17 protein-coding genes and 5 tRNA genes are annotated in these 21,333 nt (G+C 45.6%); 18 read left to right on the top strand and 4 right to left on the bottom strand.

Annotated features, from left to right (window positions below; translation table 11 throughout):
• Positions 1-15: 15 nt before the first annotated feature.
• Genes D1614_RS06665 through D1614_RS06655 form a run of 3 tightly spaced genes read left to right on the top strand, consistent with a single transcriptional unit; the run spans position 16 to position 3,411 of the window.
• The gene (locus D1614_RS06665; RefSeq protein WP_119437117.1) at positions 16-990 is read left to right on the top strand and encodes an HlyD family secretion protein; all 975 of its coding nucleotides are present in this window, start codon (positions 16-18) and stop codon (positions 988-990) included.
• 13 nt (positions 991-1,003) lie between these two features.
• Positions 1,004-2,185 carry an ABC transporter permease gene (locus D1614_RS06660; RefSeq protein WP_162304435.1) on the top strand — a complete coding sequence of 394 codons (1,182 nt, stop codon included), beginning with the start codon at positions 1,004-1,006 and terminating at the stop codon, positions 2,183-2,185.
• Between the two features lie 5 nt (positions 2,186-2,190).
• Positions 2,191-3,411 carry an ABC transporter permease gene (locus D1614_RS06655; protein ID WP_147384055.1) on the top strand — a complete coding sequence of 407 codons (1,221 nt, stop codon included), beginning with the start codon at positions 2,191-2,193 and terminating at the stop codon, positions 3,409-3,411.
• 101 nt (positions 3,412-3,512) lie between these two features.
• Here the strand turns inward: D1614_RS06655 and D1614_RS06650 are convergent, their stop codons facing one another.
• The gene (locus tag D1614_RS06650; RefSeq protein ID WP_119437114.1) at positions 3,513-4,352 is read right to left on the bottom strand and encodes a PKD domain-containing protein; all 840 of its coding nucleotides are present in this window, start codon (positions 4,350-4,352) and stop codon (positions 3,513-3,515) included.
• A gap of 139 nt (positions 4,353-4,491) precedes the next feature.
• Positions 4,492-4,567, bottom strand: a tRNA-Gln gene (locus tag D1614_RS06645).
• Positions 4,568-4,795: 228 nt separating this feature from the next.
• Here D1614_RS06645 and D1614_RS06640 point away from each other — a divergent pair.
• Positions 4,796-5,653, top strand: a complete 858-nt coding sequence (locus D1614_RS06640) for a phosphodiester glycosidase family protein (RefSeq protein WP_119437113.1) — start codon at positions 4,796-4,798, stop codon at positions 5,651-5,653.
• Between the two features lie 62 nt (positions 5,654-5,715).
• On the opposite strand, the gene D1614_RS06635 is transcribed toward D1614_RS06640, so the two are convergent.
• Positions 5,716-5,791, bottom strand: a tRNA-Phe gene (locus D1614_RS06635).
• Positions 5,792-5,978: 187 nt separating this feature from the next.
• Here D1614_RS06635 and D1614_RS06630 point away from each other — a divergent pair.
• Together D1614_RS06630 and D1614_RS06625 are read left to right on the top strand one after the other, a co-directional pair.
• Positions 5,979-7,208 carry a M16 family metallopeptidase gene (locus D1614_RS06630; RefSeq protein ID WP_119437112.1) on the top strand — a complete coding sequence of 410 codons (1,230 nt, stop codon included), beginning with the start codon at positions 5,979-5,981 and terminating at the stop codon, positions 7,206-7,208.
• A 16-nt stretch (positions 7,209-7,224) separates the two neighbouring features.
• Positions 7,225-7,863 (top strand): O-methyltransferase, encoded by a 639-nt coding sequence (locus D1614_RS06625; RefSeq protein ID WP_119437111.1) that lies wholly within the window; start codon positions 7,225-7,227, stop codon positions 7,861-7,863.
• Positions 7,864-7,865: 2 nt separating this feature from the next.
• Here the strand turns inward: D1614_RS06625 and D1614_RS06620 are convergent, their stop codons facing one another.
• Entirely contained in the window at positions 7,866-9,098 is a 1,233-nt protein-coding gene (locus D1614_RS06620) for a PSP1 domain-containing protein (RefSeq protein ID WP_119437110.1), read from the bottom strand.
• 138 nt (positions 9,099-9,236) lie between these two features.
• Between D1614_RS06620 and D1614_RS06615 the strand changes: the two genes are divergently transcribed.
• The 12 genes from D1614_RS06615 (at position 9,237) to D1614_RS06560 (ending at position 21,290) form a co-directional block, all read left to right on the top strand.
• The gene (locus D1614_RS06615; RefSeq protein WP_119437109.1) at positions 9,237-9,659 is read left to right on the top strand and encodes a DUF1761 domain-containing protein; all 423 of its coding nucleotides are present in this window, start codon (positions 9,237-9,239) and stop codon (positions 9,657-9,659) included.
• A gap of 88 nt (positions 9,660-9,747) precedes the next feature.
• On the top strand, positions 9,748-10,923 hold the full coding sequence (locus D1614_RS06610) for a lipoprotein N-acyltransferase Lnb domain-containing protein (RefSeq protein WP_162304434.1): 1,176 nt from the start codon (positions 9,748-9,750) through the stop codon (positions 10,921-10,923).
• 112 nt (positions 10,924-11,035) lie between these two features.
• Entirely contained in the window at positions 11,036-13,654 is a 2,619-nt protein-coding gene (mutS, locus tag D1614_RS06605) for a DNA mismatch repair protein MutS (protein ID WP_241558087.1), read from the top strand.
• Positions 13,655-13,732: 78 nt separating this feature from the next.
• Positions 13,733-13,805: transfer RNA gene (locus tag D1614_RS06600), tRNA-Gly, on the top strand.
• 85 nt (positions 13,806-13,890) lie between these two features.
• A tRNA-Leu gene (locus D1614_RS06595) sits at positions 13,891-13,977 on the top strand.
• Between the two features lie 3 nt (positions 13,978-13,980).
• Positions 13,981-14,053: transfer RNA gene (locus D1614_RS06590), tRNA-Gly, on the top strand.
• A gap of 211 nt (positions 14,054-14,264) precedes the next feature.
• Complete coding sequence (locus D1614_RS06585) at positions 14,265-15,338, top strand: LacI family DNA-binding transcriptional regulator (RefSeq protein WP_262707202.1); 1,074 nt, start codon at positions 14,265-14,267, stop codon at positions 15,336-15,338.
• Positions 15,339-15,534: 196 nt separating this feature from the next.
• Complete coding sequence (locus D1614_RS06580) at positions 15,535-16,737, top strand: sialidase (RefSeq protein ID WP_162304433.1); 1,203 nt, start codon at positions 15,535-15,537, stop codon at positions 16,735-16,737.
• Between the two features lie 46 nt (positions 16,738-16,783).
• Positions 16,784-17,809 (top strand): Gfo/Idh/MocA family protein, encoded by a 1,026-nt coding sequence (locus tag D1614_RS06575; RefSeq protein WP_119437106.1) that lies wholly within the window; start codon positions 16,784-16,786, stop codon positions 17,807-17,809.
• A 17-nt stretch (positions 17,810-17,826) separates the two neighbouring features.
• Positions 17,827-19,170 (top strand): Gfo/Idh/MocA family protein, encoded by a 1,344-nt coding sequence (locus tag D1614_RS06570; RefSeq protein WP_119437105.1) that lies wholly within the window; start codon positions 17,827-17,829, stop codon positions 19,168-19,170.
• Positions 19,171-19,201: 31 nt separating this feature from the next.
• Complete coding sequence (locus D1614_RS06565) at positions 19,202-19,693, top strand: DoxX family membrane protein (RefSeq protein ID WP_206609938.1); 492 nt, start codon at positions 19,202-19,204, stop codon at positions 19,691-19,693.
• 1 nt (position 19,694) lies between these two features.
• Positions 19,695-21,290: a Gfo/Idh/MocA family protein gene (locus tag D1614_RS06560; protein ID WP_119437103.1), complete on the top strand. Its 1,596-nt coding sequence runs from the start codon at positions 19,695-19,697 to the stop codon at positions 21,288-21,290.
• Positions 21,291-21,333: the final 43 nt, after the last annotated feature.

Here is a 21,333-nt window from a genome sequence, read left to right as displayed (position 1 = left end):
GAAAAAATAAAAGCGATGAGTAAAAAAGCACTAGCCTCCCTGTTTGTATTGGTCGCAATTGTAGCATTTATTGTTTACACATTGATTGTGGTACTAAAACCCGAGCCGGTAATTTTACAGGGAGAAATTGAAGCCAAGGAATACAATGTAGCTTCAAAAGTTCCCGGACGAATTCAGGAGATTGCAGTAAAAAAAGGACAGAAAGTGGAAAAAGGCGACTTTATCTTCTCCATCAACAGCCCTGAAATTGATGCAAAACTGGCCGAAGCCAATGCCGCCCGGACGGCTGCCGATGCCCAAAGCCGGAAAGCAAAGAACGGAGCTCAGAAAGAAGACATCGAAGCGGCTTACAGTACCTACATTAAAGCCGAAGCGGCCGCACAGTTTGGTGAAAAGACTTTTCAGCGTATTCTGAATTTGTACAACGACGGAGTTGTGCCGGAACAACAACGCGACGAGGCCGAAACAAAAATGAAAGCAGCACGCGAAACGGCGAATGCAGCCAAAGCAATCTGGCAAAAAGCCGAAAAAGGTGCCCGCGAAGAAGACAAAACAGCGGCCGATGCGCTTGTAAAACGCGCCGATGCAGCCATCGAACAGGTACAGTCTTACCTCGATGAAACCACGATTCACTCCATTGCCAAAGGGGAAATCTCAGGTGTGAATGTGGAAGAAGGCGAACTGGTTTCCACCGGATTCCCGGTAGTAAACGTAATTGATATCGACGATATCTGGGCTACCTTGTACATTCGTGAAGATTACCTGAGCCACTTTAAAATGGGCGAAACGTTTACCGCGATGATTCCGGGACTGGAAAACCGTGAGTACTCATTTAAGGTGACTTACATAAGCCCGACAGCAGATTTTGCACGTTACAATGCCACCAAAACTTCGGGCGAGTTCGACCTGAAATCATTTGAGATTGAAGCCCGTCCGGTAACTAAAATTGAGGGACTGCGTCCGGGAATGACGGCTGTGGTTCGTTTGTAAAAAGAAGATGGAGATGAGCATCCCGAAAAGACATCCGGTATTTATGGTGATGGGGCGCGAGGCCGAAAGGATCAAGCACAATCCTGCTTACCGTTTCCTTTTGTTCCTGGGACCTCTGATCGGTATCTTTCTGCTGTATTTTATTTTCCGGCAGGGAGTAACGCGCGATTTGCCCATTGCGGTTGTCGACCAGGATAATTCCAGTCTTTCCATTAAATTGAGAAATGCACTGGAGGCTTCGCCAGATTTGGCGGTAGTGGCATCGCCGGCCGATATTTTTCAGGCGCGCGAAATGCTGGAAAGCGCTCAGGTAGATGCGATCGTTCTGCTGCCATCCGGTTTGGAGAATAAGGTTTACCGGGAAGTGGAAGCGGTTGTCCCGGCCTACATTAACGGCACCAACGTGCTGACAGGCGGAATCATCCAGCGCGCAGTGCTGAAAACGGTGGGTACGATCTCAGCCGGTATTCAGCTAAAAAAACAACTGCTAAACGAGAAGAACGAAGCCCAGGCCATGGCGCGGGTAATGCCGGTTGAGTTGCGGCAACACATCCTGTTCAACCCATACGGAAACTACAATTACTTTCTGAACTCGGCGATGATGAACATTATGTTGTACCTGTTTGCTTTCCTGGCGTCGATTTATACGTTTGGGAATGAGTTGAAACGAGGTACCGGGCGTGAGTTGCTGGAAGCCAGTAATTCGAGTGTGAGGCTGGCCATTGTCGGAAAAATGTTCCCGTACACCGTAATTTTCACCGGATTTGCCATGCTGATAAATCTACTTTTGTACGAATTTGGTGGCATGCCGATAAACGGCAGTTTCTTCCTGATCCTGTTCGGGCAGTTGATAACCATGCTTACCTACCAGTTGCTGGGGGTTTGGCTGGTAGCGCTCACTTACAACCTGCGTCTGTCGTTGTCGATTGCCAGCGCCTATTCAATGATGGCGGTAACATTCTCGGGGCTTACCTTTCCTTTTGAAGGAATGCCTCTGGTTGCGCGCATTTTTGCCGCATTTTTCCCGTTTACCTGGTGGGAAAAACTATTTATATCGCAATCGCTGTACGGAGGGCCCAGGAGCGACGCACTGATCTACATTTGTTGCATCCTGATTTTTCAATTACTGGCCTTTACCGGCTTTAAGTTATACAAACGTCGCCTGGGCGATGAAAAATATTGGGGAAAAGCATAAGGAAAATGATGACCGAAAAAGAACATAATCCGGGAAGTCTGGAGTTGATAGCCATTCATTTTAAGCAGGAATTAAAGGAAGTTCTTGCTGATAAGGGGGCGATGCTTATTCTGATTGGCGCGATGATTATTTACCCCCTGGTTTATTCGATCGGCTATTCGGGCGAGGTTCTTACCGAATTGCCGGTTGGCCTGGTCGATCTCGACCAGAGCTCTTTTAGCAGGCAGTATTCCCGGATGCTGGACGCTACCAGCGAACTGGACGTAAGCTGCAATCCTTCGAGCCTTGATGAGGCCGAGAACTTATTCATGAAAGATGAAATAAAAGGGGTGCTGCTGATCCCGAAAGGTTTTGGAAAAGACATTCTGGAAGGGAAACAGGCGCATGTTTCGGTCTATGCCGATGGAAGTTATTTCCTGAAGTATAAAACGGAGATTCTGGCGTCGAACATGGTTAACTCGTATTTTAATGCGGGTGTGGCTGTTCAGCGTTACATGATCGAGGGCAAGTCGTTTGACCAGGCAGTGGTGGCCAGCAGTCCGATCAGCACACACACGCATATTTTGTACAACCCAAGCGCTTCGTACGGGAGCTTTGTTATGCCGGGTTTAATCCTGATCATCATTCAGCAAACCTTGCTGATTGGAATCGGGATTTTGGGAGGTTCTTTCTCGGCATCAAAGAAAACACCGTTCTTGCTTCCGGAGAACAGGCGGAGGAGGGAAGTCCTTCCTTATTTGCTGGGGAAAACCGGGGCCTATCTGCTGGTTTCGTTGTTCAACGTGGCACTGGCTGTAATTTTGGTACACCACTGGTTCAATTACCCCGATAAAGGAAGCATCCTGCATGTGATGATGCTGTTGTTTCCTTTTTTACTGGCAGTTATTTTTCTCGGGATAGCGCTTTCCACCTTGTTCAAACACCGCGAATCGGCGATTGTTTTTATGGTGTTCCTGTCGCCCATCGCTTTGTTTTTAAGTGGTATTTCGTGGCCGGTTTCGGCCATGCCCGAATGGCTGGTGGTGTTGTCGAAAATATTTCCCGGAACTACCGCTATTCCCGCCTACCTGCGTTTGCGAACCATGGGGGTGGGGATGTCTGATATCCGGCACGACATGATTGCTTTGTATATTCAGGCCGCGGTTTATGCCGTATTTACACTGGTATATTTTTACCTGCACGTTTATGCCGATAATTCAAAACTAAAAGAAGAAAGCCATACGTGAGTTAGGGCTAAAAGAAGACATAAAAGAGAGAGGCTGCCGAAATACAATCGGACAGCCTCTTCTTCTTTGATCTATTAATTGCAGCAACGAAAACTGAAGTATTATTTTAATATGACTCCCCATTCAGTCACGTAAAAATCATTCCGTACCAATGGCTTTATCACAGGTTCTTTTAGAACTTTCGCCTTGTTGGCACCGGTTATCAGGTAAAACAGGCGGCCCATATTATCCGGGAGGGTTGAAAAATTGAGCTGAATGGCTTTATCGATGATTTCATTGGTTTGCGGATAGATTAGATAGAAACTGTTGGTATTTAGCCGGGGAACCCAGTAATCGGTAAAGTCGGTGATTTCCTGTGGCGAAAAATTGTACTGTTGCAGGTTGTTTTCGAAGAAAGTTTTTAGCTCGTTGCGGGGGATGCACCACCCTTCCTTATCTTGGAAAATATCGGGTTGCGAGCTTTCGTAAAACAAAAACGTGTATTGATTGTCAATCAGCCCACTGGGGAGAACATTGACACACCATTCACCGCCATATTCCGGAATCGATTCAATAACCTCTCCTCCGAGTGGAAATTCTATTTTCACACAAAGATTTGTTTGTTCGGTTGGGTAAATATAGATGTTGGGTTTGTAAACTGTAATATTTCCAATTGACGCTGTGTAAATATCCTTCAATCGTCCCTTTTGGGCGGTTAAACTCACAAAATAAGGAGGTGAAGAGGAAAATGTGTGAACCGGGCTTTTCTCGGTCGAAGTTTCACCATCGCTAAACTCCCACAAGTAAGTGCTTGCATTTTCAGAACAGTTGGTAAAATGAATTTGGCCTTCGGTTGTGTCGCTGAACTGATAGGTAAAACAGGCCTCCAGAAAGTCCGAATCATCATCGTTGCAACTCCAAATGAGGGCAAAAAGGAAAAACAGCGCCAGGTACTTTTTCATTATCAGTAAGTTTGGATTTTCAATAAGATGGAAGTGGAAATGAATTGGTTGCGTTGGTTTTTAAAATTGTTGGGGAAATATTGAATATTGCTGATTTCAAAAACCAAAAAAGGAACTCATTTCTGAATTCCTTTTTCAATGGTTGACCTGCCAGGGCTCGAACCTGGACTCTTCTGATCCAGAGTCAGACGTGTTGCCAGTTACACCACAGGTCAATGTGGCTGCAAAAATAAGAAAACTCTGAAAAATAAAATGTTCTTTGGTAAAAATATTCAGTGGAAAATGCTTCCTGTATCCCGCGTTTTAGTTCGAATAAGAAAGGGCATTTTAGGCCTGGGAATGAATTTTAACCTAACTTGTACGCCCAATTAAATACCGAATCGTAAAAATGAGTTCAGCCAATTGAATGTGCATGCGGCTGACTTGTCAAAAGAAACCAGGTTATGATGAGAAAGACACTGCTTTGGCTCGTAATGATTGTTGTTTCCGGAACTGTTTTTTCGCAGGAACTTCAAACCGGATTACGTGAGAAATCTTTTTCGCGAAATGATTGGGCGAAGGAAAAAATAGCGAAACGAATTACCTGGTATCAGTTAAAAAGTGGAGAGTTGTTTGGTGAGCCGCAAAGTATCAATGTTATCAAAGTTGATTTAAGAAAGCACAAGTACGACGTGTCGGTGGTTTATTCTGATTCTGCACGTATTCTTTTGAGTGAAATGGCCGAACAACAGAATGCGCTGGCCGCCATAAACGGGACATTTTTCGATATGAAAAAAGGAGGGGCGGTTGTGTTTCTAAAAGCGGGTAATGAAGTAATAACTCCGCCCAATCCAGAAGCAACAGCACTTATCCGAGAGGCAGCTTTTGCTGTGGGCGATTCTGCCCTGGTTGTTGAGTTTCCAAAAGAGGAATGGACCCACTGGCATACAAATTTCGAAGACATCATGGTGTCGGGCCCCATGCTCGTAAAAAACGGGAAACTCGTCGAGTCTGATTCCGTTGCGTTTAACACCACCAAACATCCACGTTCTGCCATTGGCATTACCTATGATTATGAACTGTTACTGGTGACCGCCGACGGAAGACATAAAGACAAAGCCAATGGACTTTCGATGAACGAATTGGGGGTTTTAATGAAGGAACTGACTTGTAAAAATGCCATGAACTTGGATGGTGGCGGATCGACTACGCTTTGGCTAAAAGAAGAGGGAGTAGTTAATTTCCCGTCTGATAATAAGGCTTTCGACCACGAAGGTGCCCGGAAAGTGGCCAATGGCATTGCGATTCTGCGAAATAAGTGATGTTGTGACATGCAAAAAAAACATCAAACAAAAAGGGGAAAACTTTCGTCTTCCCCTTTGTTTGGTGGTGCCACTCGGGATCGAACCAAGGACACACGGATTTTCAGTCCGTTGCTCTACCTACTGAGCTATGGCACCCCTTTATTTTGGTGTTGCAAAAGTAGACATTTTTTTGAAACTCCAAAGAAAAAATGTAGAATTTGGAAAAAAATCCATCTTTGTTTCTCTTGCCCGGCGCCGGATGTGATCATTTTAGGGATTCCCCGGAATCCTGACTTTGCAATTGAATACTTTTCTTACTTTTGCAGGCTGATTATAACACATAATGGTAGAGACTGATTTTCTGACACATACATTGGGGAATGGGATTCGCATTATCCACCAGTTTACCGATTCACCGGTGGGCCACCTGGGAGTGCTGATAAATGCGGGCTCGCGTGATGAACTGGAAGAAGAACACGGCCTGGCTCATTTTATCGAGCACTCGGTTTTTAAGGGAACGCAAAAACGGAAGGCTTTTCATATTCTGAGCCGGATTGAAGGAGTAGGGGGAGAGCTGAATGCATACACTACAAAGGAAGAAACCGTGCTCTATGCAACTTTTCTGACCGAGTATTACGAGCGCTCAGCCGAGTTGCTGGCTGATATTCTTTTTAACAGCGTTTATCCCGAGAAGGAGCTGAAGCGCGAAAAGGAAGTGGTGGTGGAGGAAATCAATTCGTACAAGGATTCGCCTTCTGAATTGATTTTTGATGAGTTCGAGGAGCTGGTTTTTGATGGCCATCCCATTGCGCGCAATATTCTGGGAACAAAAAAGAACCTTCGGTCTTTTACCCGCGATTCCATTTTTCGTTTTATCGAAAACAATTACCACACCGATCAGATGGTGATCAGTTCGGTGGGAAATGTCGATTTTGGCGTGCTGGTAAAAATGCTGGAGAAATATTTTGGTGCGGTACCGGCCAAACTCCGGAACAACTCCCGTGTAAAATTTGAAAACTACAAGCCGCAGCAGCAAATCATTCAGAAAGATACTTTTCAGTCGCACTGTATTATCGGAAACATTGCTTTTGATGCCTGTCATCCGCAGCGTACGGTAATGGTTTTGCTAAACAATATTCTGGGCGGTCAGGCCATGAATTCACGTCTGAACCTGGCATTGCGCGAACGGCGTGGAATGGCTTACAACGTAGAGTCGGGCTATACGGCTTATTCTGATACGGGGCTTTTTAACGTCTATTTTGGAACGGATAAAGAAAACCTGGATAAAGCGCTGGCTTTGGTTCTGAAAGAGTTTGACCTGTTGCGCGATAAAAAGCTGGGCGCACTGCAAGTAAGCAGGGCTAAAAAACAGCTGATCGGCCAGATTGCAGTGGCTACGGAAAGCCGCGACGATATGATGCTGACCATCGGGAAAAGTTATCTTTTGTACGACAAGGTAGACCCGCTTCGGGTGGTTTTCAAAACCATTGAAGAGATCACTGCTGAGCAATTGCTGGAGGCGGCCAACCTTGTTTTGGATAAAAACCAGATGAGTACGCTGATTTATAAGTAGTCATAAAATTTGGAAAATGAACCGGCGAAAGGACATTGATCAGTACATTCTGGATCACATTGACGAGGAAGACGATGTTCTGAAGGAACTCGATCGTGAAACACATTTGAAAGTGCTGGGAGCCCGCATGTTGTCGGGGCATTTGCAGGGGCAGTTGCTGGCAATGATCTCCCGGATGATCCGGCCCAAATTCATTTTGGAGTTGGGAACTTTCACCGGTTATTCTGCCATTTGCTTGTCGAAAGGCTTGCAGGCTGAGGGCAAAATTGTGACCATTGAGATTGACGACGAGTTGGAGTCGCTGGCGGCCAAATACTTCAAAAAAGCCGGGATTCAGGAGCAGGTGGAACAACGCATTGGTTCGGCACTCGAAATTATCCCAACCTTAAACGAAAAATTCGACCTGGTTTTTATCGATGCTGACAAACGCGAATACGTGGAATATTACAATCTGCTTATCGACGGGCTGGAGAGCGGTGCTTTTATCATCGCCGACAATACGCTCTGGAGTGGAAAAGTGTTGGATAAGCCCCGGGCTGATGATTTTCAAACCCATGGAATCCTCGCGTTCAACACGCTTGTTAAAAACGACAATCGCGTAGAGAAGGTGTTACTTCCGCTACGCGATGGTATGACGTTGATCCGAAAAAAATAGATTTATTCGGCTTTCTTATTTGCTTTAAACTTTGGTTTCCGGTTTCTGTTGCGCTGGTTCCTGTTATTGGATGGGCCTTTTTCCTGCGGATTTTGCATTTCCTGCGGGTTGTTTCTCCTCTCTTGTTGAGGATTCCTTTTTTCTTGCTGGTTGTTTCTCGGACCCCTGTTGTTGCCGCGGCGTTCCTTGCTTTTGTTCCGCGTTTTTTTCTTGTCGAAACGGTCGAGCTCGCCATCCAGCGTTACTTCCATCTGGCTCGATTCTTTTACTTTTTTCCCAAGCAGATCAACCTCGGGCTGTATGCCTCGTTTGTTTTGCTGAATAATGTCTTTTACCTGTTTCAGGGAAAGGTTGAAAGTGGTTCCCATGCTGCCTGCAAGCGCATACCAGATCTCTTTTTTCAGGTAATCGGTTTTGAAGGGTTTGGCGATACCTTTGGCCAGTTCCAGATCGAGCAATTCTCTTGGGAACTCATTTCCTGCTTCCACATATGCGTCGAGTTCGTACAGCAAACAGCATTTTAGTTTTCCGCAGGCGCCGGCCATTTTCTGTGCCGATGGCGACAGGCCCTGCCGCAAGGCTGCTTCCGACGAGATACTGGAGAAATCGGTACGCCAGCTTGAGCAGCAAAGCTCGCGGCCACACGATCCGATCCCGCCTACCAGTCCGGCTTCCTGTCGGGCACCGATCTGCTTCATCTCGATTTTGATGCGGAAATCACGCGCAAAAATTTTGATTAGCTCGCGAAAATCAACACGTCCTTCGGCGATGTAATAAAAAATGGCTTTTTTGTTGTCGCCCCTGTATTCGACGTCCCCGATTTTCATATCAAGCCCCAGTTCTGCTGCAGCCTGACGTGCTTTTATCATGGTTTCCTTTTCACGTCCGCGGGCTTCCTTCAATTTCTCGATATCCGATTCGGTGGCCTTCCTGTAAACAGGATTCAGCGTGTAGCGCGACGGGTTTTTTATGCGAAGTTTAAATTGTTTCTCCGCGAGATACCCGGTTAGGGTTACTTCGCCCACATCGTGACCGGGTGATGTGGCAACTACCACTTTGTCGCCTCTTTTTACCGGCAGTCGGTCTATATTTTTAAAATACTCCTTCCGGGTAGTTTTGAATTTGACTTCAACAATATCTGATTTATCTGAGGTGTCCGGCAGATCGCTCAGCCAGTCATATCCTTTTACTGTATTGGTCGAATCGTTGTTAAATGAACATCCGTTACAACTCATATATCCTCTCCACGTTTTAATCTCAACGTGTTACATGCTTTGTTGCACGACACGTTTCCTGAAAATATTTGGGTACAAAGATTGGAAAAAGAATTGAATATCGTAATTTAATTAGCGTCTAATTTAATACCTATAAGTATGAATATGTCTGAAATTCTTTCTTCAATCAATGTTTGGGCGGTGTTGGTGGCTGCTCTGAGTGCATTTGTTGTGGGCTGGCTGTGGTACGGACCTTTGTTTGGAAAACAGTGGATGAAGCTAAATGGTTTCACCGAAGAGATGTTGCGCGAAGGAGGGGGGATGTCCATGCCTTTGATCATGATTATCAACTACATTGCCACTGCTTTGGCCGCTTTTGCCATTGCCATGTTTATCGGAAGCGAAGCCGATATGCACTTTGGAATTTTTGCTGGTTTTATGATTGCTTTGTTTTGGATCGGTACCAGCCGCCTGAACGATGTGTTGTACGAGCGAAAGCCGTTCAAATTGTACCTGATCAACGTGGGGTACTACCTGGTTATCTACATCATAATGGGGGCAGTGCTTGGCGCCTGGCATTGATTGGCAGGTAGGGGTTTAGGAGGCAGAATGCAAAAGTGTTCTGCTTTTTTTGTTCTTTTACTATCCTAATAAAGCTGGCATAATGGCTATGAAGATACATTGGCTTCCACTTTTGTTCCTATCCTTGTTTCTTTCTGTGAATTTTAAAGGCAAGGCTTTTGAGTTGTCGAGTTGTGCGGAAATCAGTGTAATAACTTGTAGTCCCGGTAATGAATCCTATTCTGTATACGGACATTCAGCAATTCGGGTGAAAGATTTGTCTCTCAATTACGACATGGTATTTAATTACGGAATATTTGATTTTAACTCCTCCAATTTTCTATATCGTTTTGCGAAAGGAGAAACGGACTATTTGCTGGGTGTGTATCCATTTGTAAATTTTATGGAAGAATACATCGAAAAACAACGTAGTGTTTATGAGCAGGTGTTGAATCTTCAGCAAAATGAAAAACAAAAGATGTTGAACTTTCTTCTTTGGAATGCGAGGACTGAAAACAGGATTTATCGTTACGATTTCTTTTTTGATAACTGTGCTACCCGGGTGCGCGATGTGATCGCCAATAATGTGGAGGGGGGAATAGAATATTTTGACGAAACCCCAGAAAAAACATTTCGTGATTTGATAAAGGAATACCAGAAACAGTTTTTATGGCTGGATTTTGGTATTGATTTTTTGGTTGGTGCCGATGCTGACCGTAAAGCTACTTTGGAAGAAGAGATGTTTTTGCCGGAATACATCATGGCGCATTTTGCTGAGGCCCGTCGAAGGAATGGTGAGTTGCTGGTGATGCGTGCGAATGTAATTTTTTCAGCAGGAGATAATACCGTTAAAAATAAATGGATAACACCTTTGGGAGTTTTTGGTATGTTGCTTCTTTGGATATTGGGTCTCACTATTATGCAATGTCGCAAAAGAAAATCGGGAGGCGTAGTCGATATTGTTGTTTATGGTTTGAGTGGAATAGCCGGACTGCTTATAGGCTGGTTTGTTTTGTATTCAGAACATCCGGCAATGAGCCCGAATTATAACTTACTCTGGTTGGTTCCGCTAAATCTGATTTTCGCTTTTGCCTGGTTGAAAATTAAATGGAGGCCAGTATTAAAATACTATCATTTGTTAGTATCTGTCTGGTTGGCGGCGTTTGTTGTCCTTAGCAACTTTCTCCCTCAGAAATTTCATCTGGTTTTTTACATATTGATCGCGATAATACTCACGCGCTCTTTGTCGCATTCTTTGCAAATTCTAAAGGAACGAAAAGGGTAATAATTCGGTATCACTGTTTACATTGTTGAAAAAAATCTTTGAACAATCAGGTCGCAGATTTCCTTTCCGTAGCTAAACTTTTATCTTTGTTTCGTTCAAAAAACAGATTGATTTGACAGGACAAAAAAAATATGTGGAAACACCTTTGATGAAGCAATATTACGACATCAAGGACAAACATCCGGAAGCCATTTTGTTGTTTCGCGTGGGTGATTTCTACGAGACATTTGGTGAAGATGCCATTAAAGCTGCCGAGATTTTAGGGATAACACTTACGCGCCGGGCAAACGGAGCTGCCAGTTATGTGGAACTGGCCGGATTTCCGCACCATGCGCTTGATACGTATTTGCCAAAACTGGTGCGCGCCGGTCAGCGCGTAGCTATTTGTGAGCAGCTCGAAGACCCAAAACTCACCAAGAAAATTGTAAAAAGGGGCATTACCGAGTTGGTTACTCCGGGTGTTTCCATCAACGATAATATTCTCGAAAACAGGGAAAATAACTTTCTGGCATCGGTTCATTTTGATAAAAAACGTGCCGGCGTGGCATTTCTTGACATTTCGACCGGGGAATTTCTGGCAGCGGAAGGTACCCACGAATACGTTGATAAACTCTTGTCTTCGTTTCAACCCAAAGAAGTGCTTTATCAGCGCGGAAGAGGAAATGATTTTCAGGCCCTGTTCGGATCAAAATACTACACCTTTAATCTGGAAGACTGGGTTTATACCAGCGATGCGGCCAGCGATCGGCTGACCCGGCATTTTGAAACCAGTTCGCTAAAAGGATTTGGTGTGCAGTCCTTGCAAATGGCAGTGATTGCTGCCGGAGCCGTGTTGCATTACCTCGATATCACCCAGCATCAGCATTTGAGCCATATTTCCGGATTGAGCCGGATTGAAGAAGAACACTATGTCTGGATGGACCGGTTCACGATCCGAAACCTGGAGCTTTTTGCGCCCATTCACGATGGTGGCAGGTCGCTGATTGAGGTGATCGATAAAACCATTTCGCCGATGGGCTCCCGCTTGTTGAAACGCTGGATGGCGCTGCCTCTAAAAGAGGTTGGCCCGATCAACGAACGCTTGGAAGTGGTCGAGATGTTCCTGAAAAAGCCGGATGTAAAGGAAAACCTGGAAGAACATTTACGACAGATTGGCGACCTGGAACGGCTTATTTCAAAAGTGGCGGTGGGGAGAATTAACCCGCGCGAAGTGGTGCAGGTGAAGAATGCGCTGAATGCCATTGTCCCGATAAAAGAGGCCTGTGCTGCCGTTGAAAATCCAGCGTTGAACCGCTTTGCCGAACAGCTGAATACGTGTAGTCTGATTCGCGATCGGATTCATAAAGAAATTACGGCCGATCCGCCAACCGCAATCCAGAAAGGAAAAGTAATTGCCGAAGGAGTTTCGGAAGAACTGGATGACCTGCGTTCGCTGGCGTATTCGGGGAAAGATTATCTACTGAAAATACAACAGCGCGAAAGCGAAAAACACGGTATTTCGTCGCTGAAAGTGGGGTTCAACAATGTTTTTGGTTATTACATTGAGGTTCGGAATACGCATAAAGACAAAGTCCCTGACGAGTGGATACGCAAACAAACACTCGTAAATGCCGAACGGTACATTACCGAAGAGCTAAAAGAATACGAATCAAAAATACTGGGGGCAGAAGAGAAGATACAGGTGCTGGAGAGCAGATTGTTCAACGATTTGGTGATGGCCTTGTCGGAATACATTTCCGCGATTCAGCTGAATTCGAATATTCTGGCGCGGATCGATTGTTTGTTGTCGTATGCGTCGTGTGCGGTTCAGTATAAATATTTCAGGCCCGAGGTAAACGAAACGGCCGAGATTGACATCAAAAACGGTCGCCATCCGGTAATCGAGCACCAATTGCCGATCGGGGAGTCGTACATCTCCAACGATGTTAAACTGGATCAGGACGATCAGCAGATCATCATCATTACCGGACCCAACATGGCCGGTAAATCGGCCTTGCTGCGGCAAACGGCCCTGATTGTTTTGCTGGCGCAGATGGGAAGTTTTGTGCCGGCAGAGGTTGCCAAGATCGGTTTTGTTGACAAGATATTTACGCGTGTAGGCGCTTCCGATAATATTTCGCTGGGTGAATCTACTTTTATGGTGGAGATGAATGAAGCGGCCAGCATCTTGAACAACGTTTCGAACCGCAGCTTGATTCTGTTTGACGAACTGGGGCGCGGAACTTCGACTTACGATGGTATTTCCATCGCGTGGTCGATCGTGGAGCATCTGCACGAACATTCGTATGCAAAAGCCAAGACACTTTTTGCCACGCATTACCACGAACTGAATGAAATGGAAGGCGCTTTTCCGCGGGTGAAAAACTACAATGTGTCAATCAAGGAAGTGGCGAATAAAGTGATTTTCCTTCGGAAACTGGTGCGAGGAGGCAGTAACCACAGCTTTGGTATCCATGTGGCAGCGATGGCCGGGATGCCAAAATCGGTGATAAAACGGGCCGAACAGATATTAAAAAAGCTGGAAGGGGGAAAAGAAAAGGAAAGTCTGGCAAAACCATTGGGAGAGATTGGCGAGAAGAGGGAAGGGATGCAATTGAGCTTTTTTCAGCTCGATGATCCTGTGTTAAAGCAGGTAAGAGATGAAATTGCAGGCTTGGATGTAAACAATCTGACCCCGCTGGAGGCCTTGAATAAGCTGAATGAAATAAAGAAATTAACCGGAATCAAATAAAGCTGTGCATTTATATTTTGCGAGATTAAAAAATAGCAATATATTTGCAACGCTTTTGAAAAACGTTCTTAAAGATACGCGAGAATAGCTCAGTTGGTAGAGCACGACCTTGCCAAGGTCGGGGTCGCGGGTTCGAGTCCCGTTTCTCGCTCATAAAAGAAGGGAAGGAAATGTCTATCCCTAATCCGTAAGAAGGATTGGGACGTCACCTGCCCGTCGTTCAAAAACATAAGGATGCCCGGGTGGTGGAATGGTAGACACGTTGGACTTAAAATCCAATGAACATTATGTTCGTGGGGGTTCAAGTCCCCCTCCGGGTACCAAATGCGAGAATAGCTCAGTTGGTAGAGCACGACCTTGCCAAGGTCGGGGTCGCGGGTTCGAGTCCCGTTTCTCGCTCGAAAAGAAAGCTTCACATTTTTGTGAGGCTTTTTTTATTGCCCTTTCTTCAGCAGGAGAAGCATTTGATATGGATGGAAGCAAACGTATGGATGTTGATTTTCCTTGGTAATTTAACTGCGTATATTTTGTGGCGGCTTTGGATTTTGTCGGTTCTCCGGTAATTTTAAGTTGACCGGAGATGGTGTATATGTGTGGGTTTTAATTTATTTTGCGCTTTGGTTTAATATTAGCGCTTCAAATCATGAAGAAATCAAAAGTGACAATCAAGGAAATTGCAGAGAAGTTGAATGTTTCGCCCTCTACAATTTCCAGGGCTTTGCAAAATCATCCGAGTATTGGCAAGAAGACTACCTCGGAAGTGCAGAAACTGGCTAAAAAAATGGGATATTATCCCAACTCGCTTGCGGCCAACCTTCGGAGGAATAAAACCAATCTGATCGGCGTAATTATTCCGCGGATCGACAGACACTTTCAGTCGCTGGCAATCAGCGGAATTGAGGAGGTCGCGAGTAAGGCCGGGTATTATGTGGTTATTTTTCAGTCGAACAACTCCTACGAAAGAGAGAAAGAGAATGCGCGCATGTTGATGGCCAGTCAGGCGGATGGAGTGATTGCTTGTTTGGCCATGGAAACCAATAACTATGATCATTTAAACGCCTTTAAAAACAACAATGTACCGCTGGTTTTCTTTGACAGGGTGTGCTACGAACTTGAAACACACAAGGTGGTCATCGATGATTTTGGTGCCGCGGTAAAAGCAACCGAGCATTTGATTTCCATTGGCTGCAAACGAATCGCACATGTTGCCGGTAATCAACACATGGCAATTTTCAGGGACAGGTTGCGGGGCTACCAGGAAGCGTTGCGCAAGAATGGTATTCTACCCGAAGATGAACTGATCGCATACACCGAAGATCTTAGCAGGGAAGAGGGAGCCTTGGCGGCCCGTAGATTTTTAAACATGCAAGCTCGTCCGGATGGAATATTTTGTTCCAACGACACCAGTGCAATTAGCGTTATTCAGGAAGTTAAACGATTTGGGCTGAAAGTTCCGGACGATGTGGCTGTTATTGGTTTCAGCAATACTCCTTCGTCATTGATAGTGGAACCGGCCCTGACTACAATCGACGACCATGCTTTTGAAATGGGGCAGGCAGCAGCGCGCATGGTTATTCGCCAGATTGAAGATCCGCAACAGGATATTGCATCAGAAACCATTGTTATTCGAAATGATTTGGTTGTAAGGGATTCTACGCTAAGCGGGGAGCGTAACGTTGATTAAGACATTGATTTTATTCATTTTTTTTGCTTTGCTAAAACAAACGATTGTTTTTTAATAGTCACTTGTAGTTCTACATCTAAAAATATTTATTGTGAAAGTTGTGTTTTTATTTACACAAACGATTGCGTAATGTTTTTTGTTTTTTATTTTTGTTGATCATTACAGGGATGCCGAAGCATTGAAAAATTTCCATAGGATGAGAAAACGAATGTTAGTTGTGCTTTTTCTGGTGGGTGTAGCGCTTGCTTCCCTTTTGTTTTGGAGCGTAGACTCTGATGCAAAAACAGGAGGACTTTTGGCTGGTGTGTTCTGTAGCACAGAAGATAGTGCTTTTGCCGGACAGGATGTGGCAGGTCAGTTGCCAGATTCGATTTTCTTACCACCCAATAGATTTGCTAAAAAGTACGGTGAATATCGTTCTCCGCTGAATTTCTACGATGGTACACCGGTCGAAACAGCAGGTGACTGGAGTGAGCGCCGCAAAGAAATGCTCGATCGCTGGCACGAAATGATGGGCGAATGGCCGGCTGTCATTAAAGACCAGGAGTTGGAATACCTGGAAACGATCCGTCGCGAAAATATTACGCAACATCATGTTCGGTTTTACTGGACTCCCAACGAAACAACGGATGGGTACCTGCTGGTACCCGATGGAGATGGACCGAAACCGGCAGTGATTACGGTTTTTTATGAACCCGAAACTTCCATTGGAGGGGGGACGAAGCCATACCGCGATTTTGCCTGGCAGCTGAGTAAGAGGGGATTTGTGACTTTGTCTCTTGGAACGCGGGAAGCTTCAAAGGCCAATAACTTCTCGTTGTATTATCCTTCAATCGATAACGCGCAGGTTCAGCCGTTGTCGATGCTGGCCTACGCTGCGGCCAATGCCTGGAACGTTCTGGCAAAGGTCGACGGTGTTGATTCTTCCCGGATTGGCATTGCGGGGCACTCATTTGGCGGTAAATGGGCCATGTTTGCATCGTGTTTGTACGAGAAGTTTGCCTGCGCCGTTTGGTCCGATCCCGGAATTGTTTTCGAAGAATCACGCCCGTCAGTAAATTACTGGGAGCCCTGGTACCTGGGTTATCATCCCAAGCCTTGGCGGCAACGGGGGTTAATTACGGAAGACAACCCCGCAAAAGGCCTTTACCTGAAACTAAGAGAAGAAGGATATAATCTGACGGAGCTTCATGCACTAATGGCTCCCCGTCCCTTCCTGGTGTCGGGAGGTTCGGAAGATCCTCCGGAGCGGTGGATGGCTTTAAATCATACCATAAAAGTGAATGAGTTGCTCGGATATGATAAGCGGGTGGCAATGACCAACCGGCCCGAGCATTCTCCAAATAAAGAATCGAATGAGCAGATTTACCAGTTTTTTAGCTATTTTTTGAAACCGTAATAGCAGACCTGAATCAATAAAATGATAAACCAAAAAAAAAGATATTATGACTAAAAGATGGATTTCTATTAAAGCAGGAGTATTGGCGACAGTAATGGCCCTTTTAAGTGGCTTTGGCATAGCACAGAATGTGACAAAAGGCAAACGGGTAGGCATCATTGGCCTCGATACTTCGCACAGTATTGCATTTACAAAAGCAATGAATAGCCCTACTGCCGGAGATAGTTTTCTGGGATATAAGGTAGTGGCTGCTTATCCGCAGGGAAGTTTGGACATTCAGTCTTCAGTGGATAGGATTGAAGGTTATACCAAGGAAATACAAAATTATGATGTCGAAATTGTTGCTTCTATCGAAGAGCTGCTTACCAAGGTAGATGTTGTGTTGCTGGAAACAAACGATGGACGCCGTCACCTGGAGCAAGCTTTACCGGTACTGAAAGCCGGAAAACGATTGTTCATTGACAAACCGATGGCAGCATCGTTAAGTGATGCCATGGCAATCTTTGACGCAGCCGAACATTATAATGTGCCGGTTTTCTCGGCTTCTTCACTGCGTTACATTGCCAAAATGGACGAGGTCGCCAGTGGAAAAGCAGGAAAAGTATTAGGGGCTGAAACGTTTAGTCCCTGTAAGTTGGAACCAACACATCCTGATTTCTTTTGGTACGGGATTCATGGTGTTGAGCCGTTGTTTACCGCCATGGGAACCGGTTGTAAAACTGTAGTGCGTGTAAGTACGGCCGATACCGACATGGCCATTGGTACATGGTCCGACGGACGAATCGGTTCATTCCGTGGATTACGCGGAGGAAAAGCCGGTTATGGTGGAGTTGTATTTGGCGAGAAAGAAATCATCACTTTAGGGTCTTACAATGGTTACAATCCTTTGCTCGAAGAAATTGTTCGTTTTTTTGAGTCGGGCGTTTTGCCTTTTCCAAAAGAAGAAACACTTGAAATACTTGCCTTTATGGAGGCTGCCGATTGGAGCAAGAAAAAAGGCGGCATCCCTGTTTCGATGGAAGATGTGATGAAAAAGGCCGAAAAAGAAAGTAAAAAGAAAATCAAATTATAACAATCAAACGATAAATCATGGAAAAAGATAGAAGAACCTTTATAAAAACGACAGTGTTGGGAACCGCCGCTTTATCATTGGGTGGAGTATTACCCGGATTTGCAGCCAAAAATTACCGCAATGTGATAGGAGCCAATGAGCGAATTAATGTTGGTGCGATGGGAGTCAACTCCAGAGGATTGGCCTTGGCGAAAAACTTTGCGATGCAGAAAAATTGCAACCTGATGTCGGTTAGTGACGTGGATAGCAGGGCTACTGAGAAATGTGTAAGCAGCATTAATGAGATTACCGGCAGTCGTCCGAAATCTTTTGGTGATTTCAGGAAGGCGTTGGAAGATAAAGACATGGATGCGATAATTATCGCTACACCCGACCACTGGCACGCTCCGGCTGCTTTGCTGGCCCTGAAAGCCGGGAAGCATGTTTACCTTGAAAAACCCTGTAGCCATAGTCCTGCCGAGGGCGAGATACTGGTAGAAGCTGCCAGTCGTTACAACCGGATTTTGCAAATGGGAAACCAGCGTCGTTCGTGGCCCAATGTGATGAAGGCAATCGACGAAATTAAATCAGGCGTCATTGGTAAACCGTATTTTGGAAAAAGCTGGTATACAAATAAACGGGGCTCGATTGGTGTTGGTAAATTGTCTGCTGTTCCTGAATGGTTAGATTGGGAATTGTGGCAGGGACCGGCTCCGCGTATGCAGTTCAAAGACAATTATGTACATTATAACTGGCACTGGTTCTGGCAGTGGGGAACAGGCGAAGCTCTGAACAACGGAACGCATATGGTTGACTTGTTGCGCTGGGGAATGGATGTTAATTACCCGGTACGCGTTAGTTCAAATGGCGGAAGATTTCACTTTCAGGACGATTGGGAAACTCCGGACACACAGGTGATCAGCATGGATTTCGAGGAAGGTTTCACAATGACCTGGGAAGGCCGCAGCTGTAATGCCCGTAACATTGAAGGATCGTCGGTAGGAGCCATGTTCTATGGAGACAAAGGTTCGCTGCTGATTACCGGAGGTAATGGTTATACGGTTTATGACCTGGCCGGGAAAGAGATCAGTAAAGTAGAGGACAAAGAAAAAATTGATCCGCGTAACGCAGCCAGTCCTGCACAGCAATTGGATGCCCTGCATATTCAGAACTTTTTTGGCGGCATAACAAAAGGAGAAAAACTTAGCTCTGATATTGACTCCGGTCACAAGAGTACTTTGCTGGTACAATTAGGAAACATCGCACAACGCGTAGGCAGGTCATTGGATATTGACCCGGCAAACGGTCATATTCTAAAAGACAAGGAAGCCAACAAACTGTGGGCGCGCGACTATCAAAAAGGCTGGGAAATGAAGCTGTAATCAGCACAATTCGCTGTTTTAAATGAATAAAATGAAGAACAATTATACCCGTTGGCAGCTAACTTTTCTGGTGGCTTTGCGCTTCCTGATCGGATGGCATTTGCTGTACGAGGGGGTGGCAAAACTGCTAAACCCCCAATGGTCGTCAGTCGGCTTTTTAAAAGAGTCGCAATGGATACTTGCCGGGTTTGCTGATTGGGTTGTTACTAATCCGAACATCCTGAATACGGTTGATTTCCTCAATACCTGGGGGCTAATTGCCATAGGTTTGGGACTTATCCTGGGGATGTGTTTCAGAGTTGCCGCCCTGTCGGGATTTGTGCTGCTGGTAGTTTATTACCTGAATTGTCCGCCGTTGGTGGGTATCGAATATGCATTGCCGGCTGATGGGAACAATCTGATTGTCAATAAAACCCTGATCGAGGCTTTTGCACTGGCTGTGCTTGCCTTGTTCCCAACCAGTAAAATTCTGGGAATGGATGCGCTGGTTGACCGGTTCAAAATAAAGAAGGAGGAGAAATAAGATGAGTGATAAAAAAACGGATCAGGGAGCTTCGCAGCAGGAAAATACCGGTTTAAACCGGGATATGAAACGAAGAACTGTTTTGAAAGCCATGGCCGGGCTGCCCGTTTTGGGCTTGTTTGGAGTTGGCTTACTTGACAAACGTAATTACGATCTTTCCAAGAAAAATTCAATCATAAAAGATTTGGGCCTGGATTCTCTGGAACTTCCTAAATCTGATTACGGACAAAAAAAATCACAGGGAGAATTGATCCGTGTTGGGTTTATTGGTTTTGGTACCCGTGGCAAACAGTTGTCGAATGCGCTGGGATTTATGCATCCGGATGATGTGAAAACACGTCAGCAAAAAAATACACTCAACAGTTGGCTGGAACAGGAGTACCTGGATGTGGCCATAACGGGTATTTGCGATGTTTTTGACAACCATGCGGAAAACGGACTGGCCACTGCCGGAAACTATACACGTCCGGGAGGGGAGGCTGCGCCGAAGTTACCGGTTAAACGCTATCGGACCTATCAGGAGATGCTGGCCGACAAAGAAATCGATGCGGTAATTATTGCCACTCCCGATCATCATCATGCTCGGATCGCAACCGATGCCGCAAAAGCGGGTAAGCATATCTATTGCGAGAAAAGCGTGGCACTCCACGAAGCGGAACTCAACGAGTTGTACGAAACGGTGAAAAACAGCCCGGTTGTCTTTCAGCTGGGGCATCAGATTCCGCAGAGTGTGGTTTTTCAGCAAGCCAAAGAAATTGTCAAAAAGAATATTCTTGGGAAAATTACCTTGATTGAAACCACCTCCAACCGGAATTCTGCCAACGGTGCCTGGGTCAGACATCTCGACGCAAAGGGAAACCTCAAACCTGGTGATGAAACAGTAATCGACTGGAAGCAGTGGCTTGGAGCAGCGCCTGAGGTTCCGTTCAGTGTCGAAAGGTTTTATAACTGGACCAAATGGTTCGACTATGATTCGGGAATGATCGGTCAGTTATTCACGCATGAATTTGATGCGGTAAATCAGCTGCTACGGGTAGGAATTCCTAAATCGGTGGTTTCTTCGGGCGGCGTGTATTACTGGAAAGACGGGCGGGAAATGCCTGATTCGCTTCATTGTGTTTTTGAGTACCCTGAAAAGGAACTAACGCTGATGTACAGCGGTAACCTTGCGTCAAGTCGCAGCAGGGGAAGGGTTTTTATGGGGCACGATGCCTCGATGGAGCTTGGAAACAATGTGATTATCCATGCCGATTCGGGCTCAACCCGTTACCGGGAGCAGATTAAATCGGGAGCCATTGACACCCGTTCGCCTCTGTTGACCTACAATCCGGCTTCGCAGCAGATTGATGCGGTAAGTTCGGCTTCCGAGAAATACTATGCTTCCCGCGGACTTACTACGACCACGCTTAACGGGCGGGCGGTGGATGTTACGCACCTGCACCTGCGCGAATGGCTGAACTGCATCCGAAACGGAGGGACCACCAGTGCCAACATCGATATGGCTTTTGAAGAAGGTATAACCTGTATTATGGCTCATCGGTCCTACGTCGAGAAACGAAGAATGGAGTGGGACGAGGTGAACAGGAGAATTGTATAAAACTAAACAGAAACGAATCATAAATGGGAGTATTCCCGCACTC

This window comes from Maribellus luteus, from assembly GCF_003576475.1.
Lineage (GTDB): Bacteria > Bacteroidota > Bacteroidia > Bacteroidales > Prolixibacteraceae > Draconibacterium > Draconibacterium luteum.
The sequence above is the reverse complement of the archived record's forward strand: the minus strand, read 5'-3'. Positions and strand labels throughout refer to the sequence as shown.

Excerpts from the sequence above, each read along its gene's own strand:
- D1614_RS06665 (WP_119437117.1), top strand. The coding sequence starts at position 16 with ATGAGTAAAAAAGCACTAGCCTCCCTGTTTGTATTGGTCGCAATTGTA.
- D1614_RS06660 (WP_162304435.1), top strand. The coding sequence starts at position 1,004 with ATGAGCATCCCGAAAAGACATCCGGTATTTATGGTGATGGGGCGCGAG.
- D1614_RS06655 (WP_147384055.1), top strand. The coding sequence starts at position 2,191 with ATGATGACCGAAAAAGAACATAATCCGGGAAGTCTGGAGTTGATAGCC.
- D1614_RS06650 (WP_119437114.1), bottom strand. The coding sequence starts at position 4,352 with ATGAAAAAGTACCTGGCGCTGTTTTTCCTTTTTGCCCTCATTTGGAGT.
- D1614_RS06640 (WP_119437113.1), top strand. The coding sequence starts at position 4,796 with ATGATGAGAAAGACACTGCTTTGGCTCGTAATGATTGTTGTTTCCGGA.
- D1614_RS06630 (WP_119437112.1), top strand. The coding sequence starts at position 5,979 with ATGGTAGAGACTGATTTTCTGACACATACATTGGGGAATGGGATTCGC.
- D1614_RS06625 (WP_119437111.1), top strand. The coding sequence starts at position 7,225 with ATGAACCGGCGAAAGGACATTGATCAGTACATTCTGGATCACATTGAC.
- D1614_RS06620 (WP_119437110.1), bottom strand. The coding sequence starts at position 9,098 with ATGAGTTGTAACGGATGTTCATTTAACAACGATTCGACCAATACAGTA.
- D1614_RS06615 (WP_119437109.1), top strand. The coding sequence starts at position 9,237 with ATGAATATGTCTGAAATTCTTTCTTCAATCAATGTTTGGGCGGTGTTG.
- D1614_RS06610 (WP_162304434.1), top strand. The coding sequence starts at position 9,748 with ATGAAGATACATTGGCTTCCACTTTTGTTCCTATCCTTGTTTCTTTCT.
- D1614_RS06580 (WP_162304433.1), top strand. The coding sequence starts at position 15,535 with ATGAGAAAACGAATGTTAGTTGTGCTTTTTCTGGTGGGTGTAGCGCTT.
- D1614_RS06575 (WP_119437106.1), top strand. The coding sequence starts at position 16,784 with ATGACTAAAAGATGGATTTCTATTAAAGCAGGAGTATTGGCGACAGTA.
- D1614_RS06570 (WP_119437105.1), top strand. The coding sequence starts at position 17,827 with ATGGAAAAAGATAGAAGAACCTTTATAAAAACGACAGTGTTGGGAACC.
- D1614_RS06565 (WP_206609938.1), top strand. The coding sequence starts at position 19,202 with ATGAAGAACAATTATACCCGTTGGCAGCTAACTTTTCTGGTGGCTTTG.
- D1614_RS06560 (WP_119437103.1), top strand. The coding sequence starts at position 19,695 with ATGAGTGATAAAAAAACGGATCAGGGAGCTTCGCAGCAGGAAAATACC.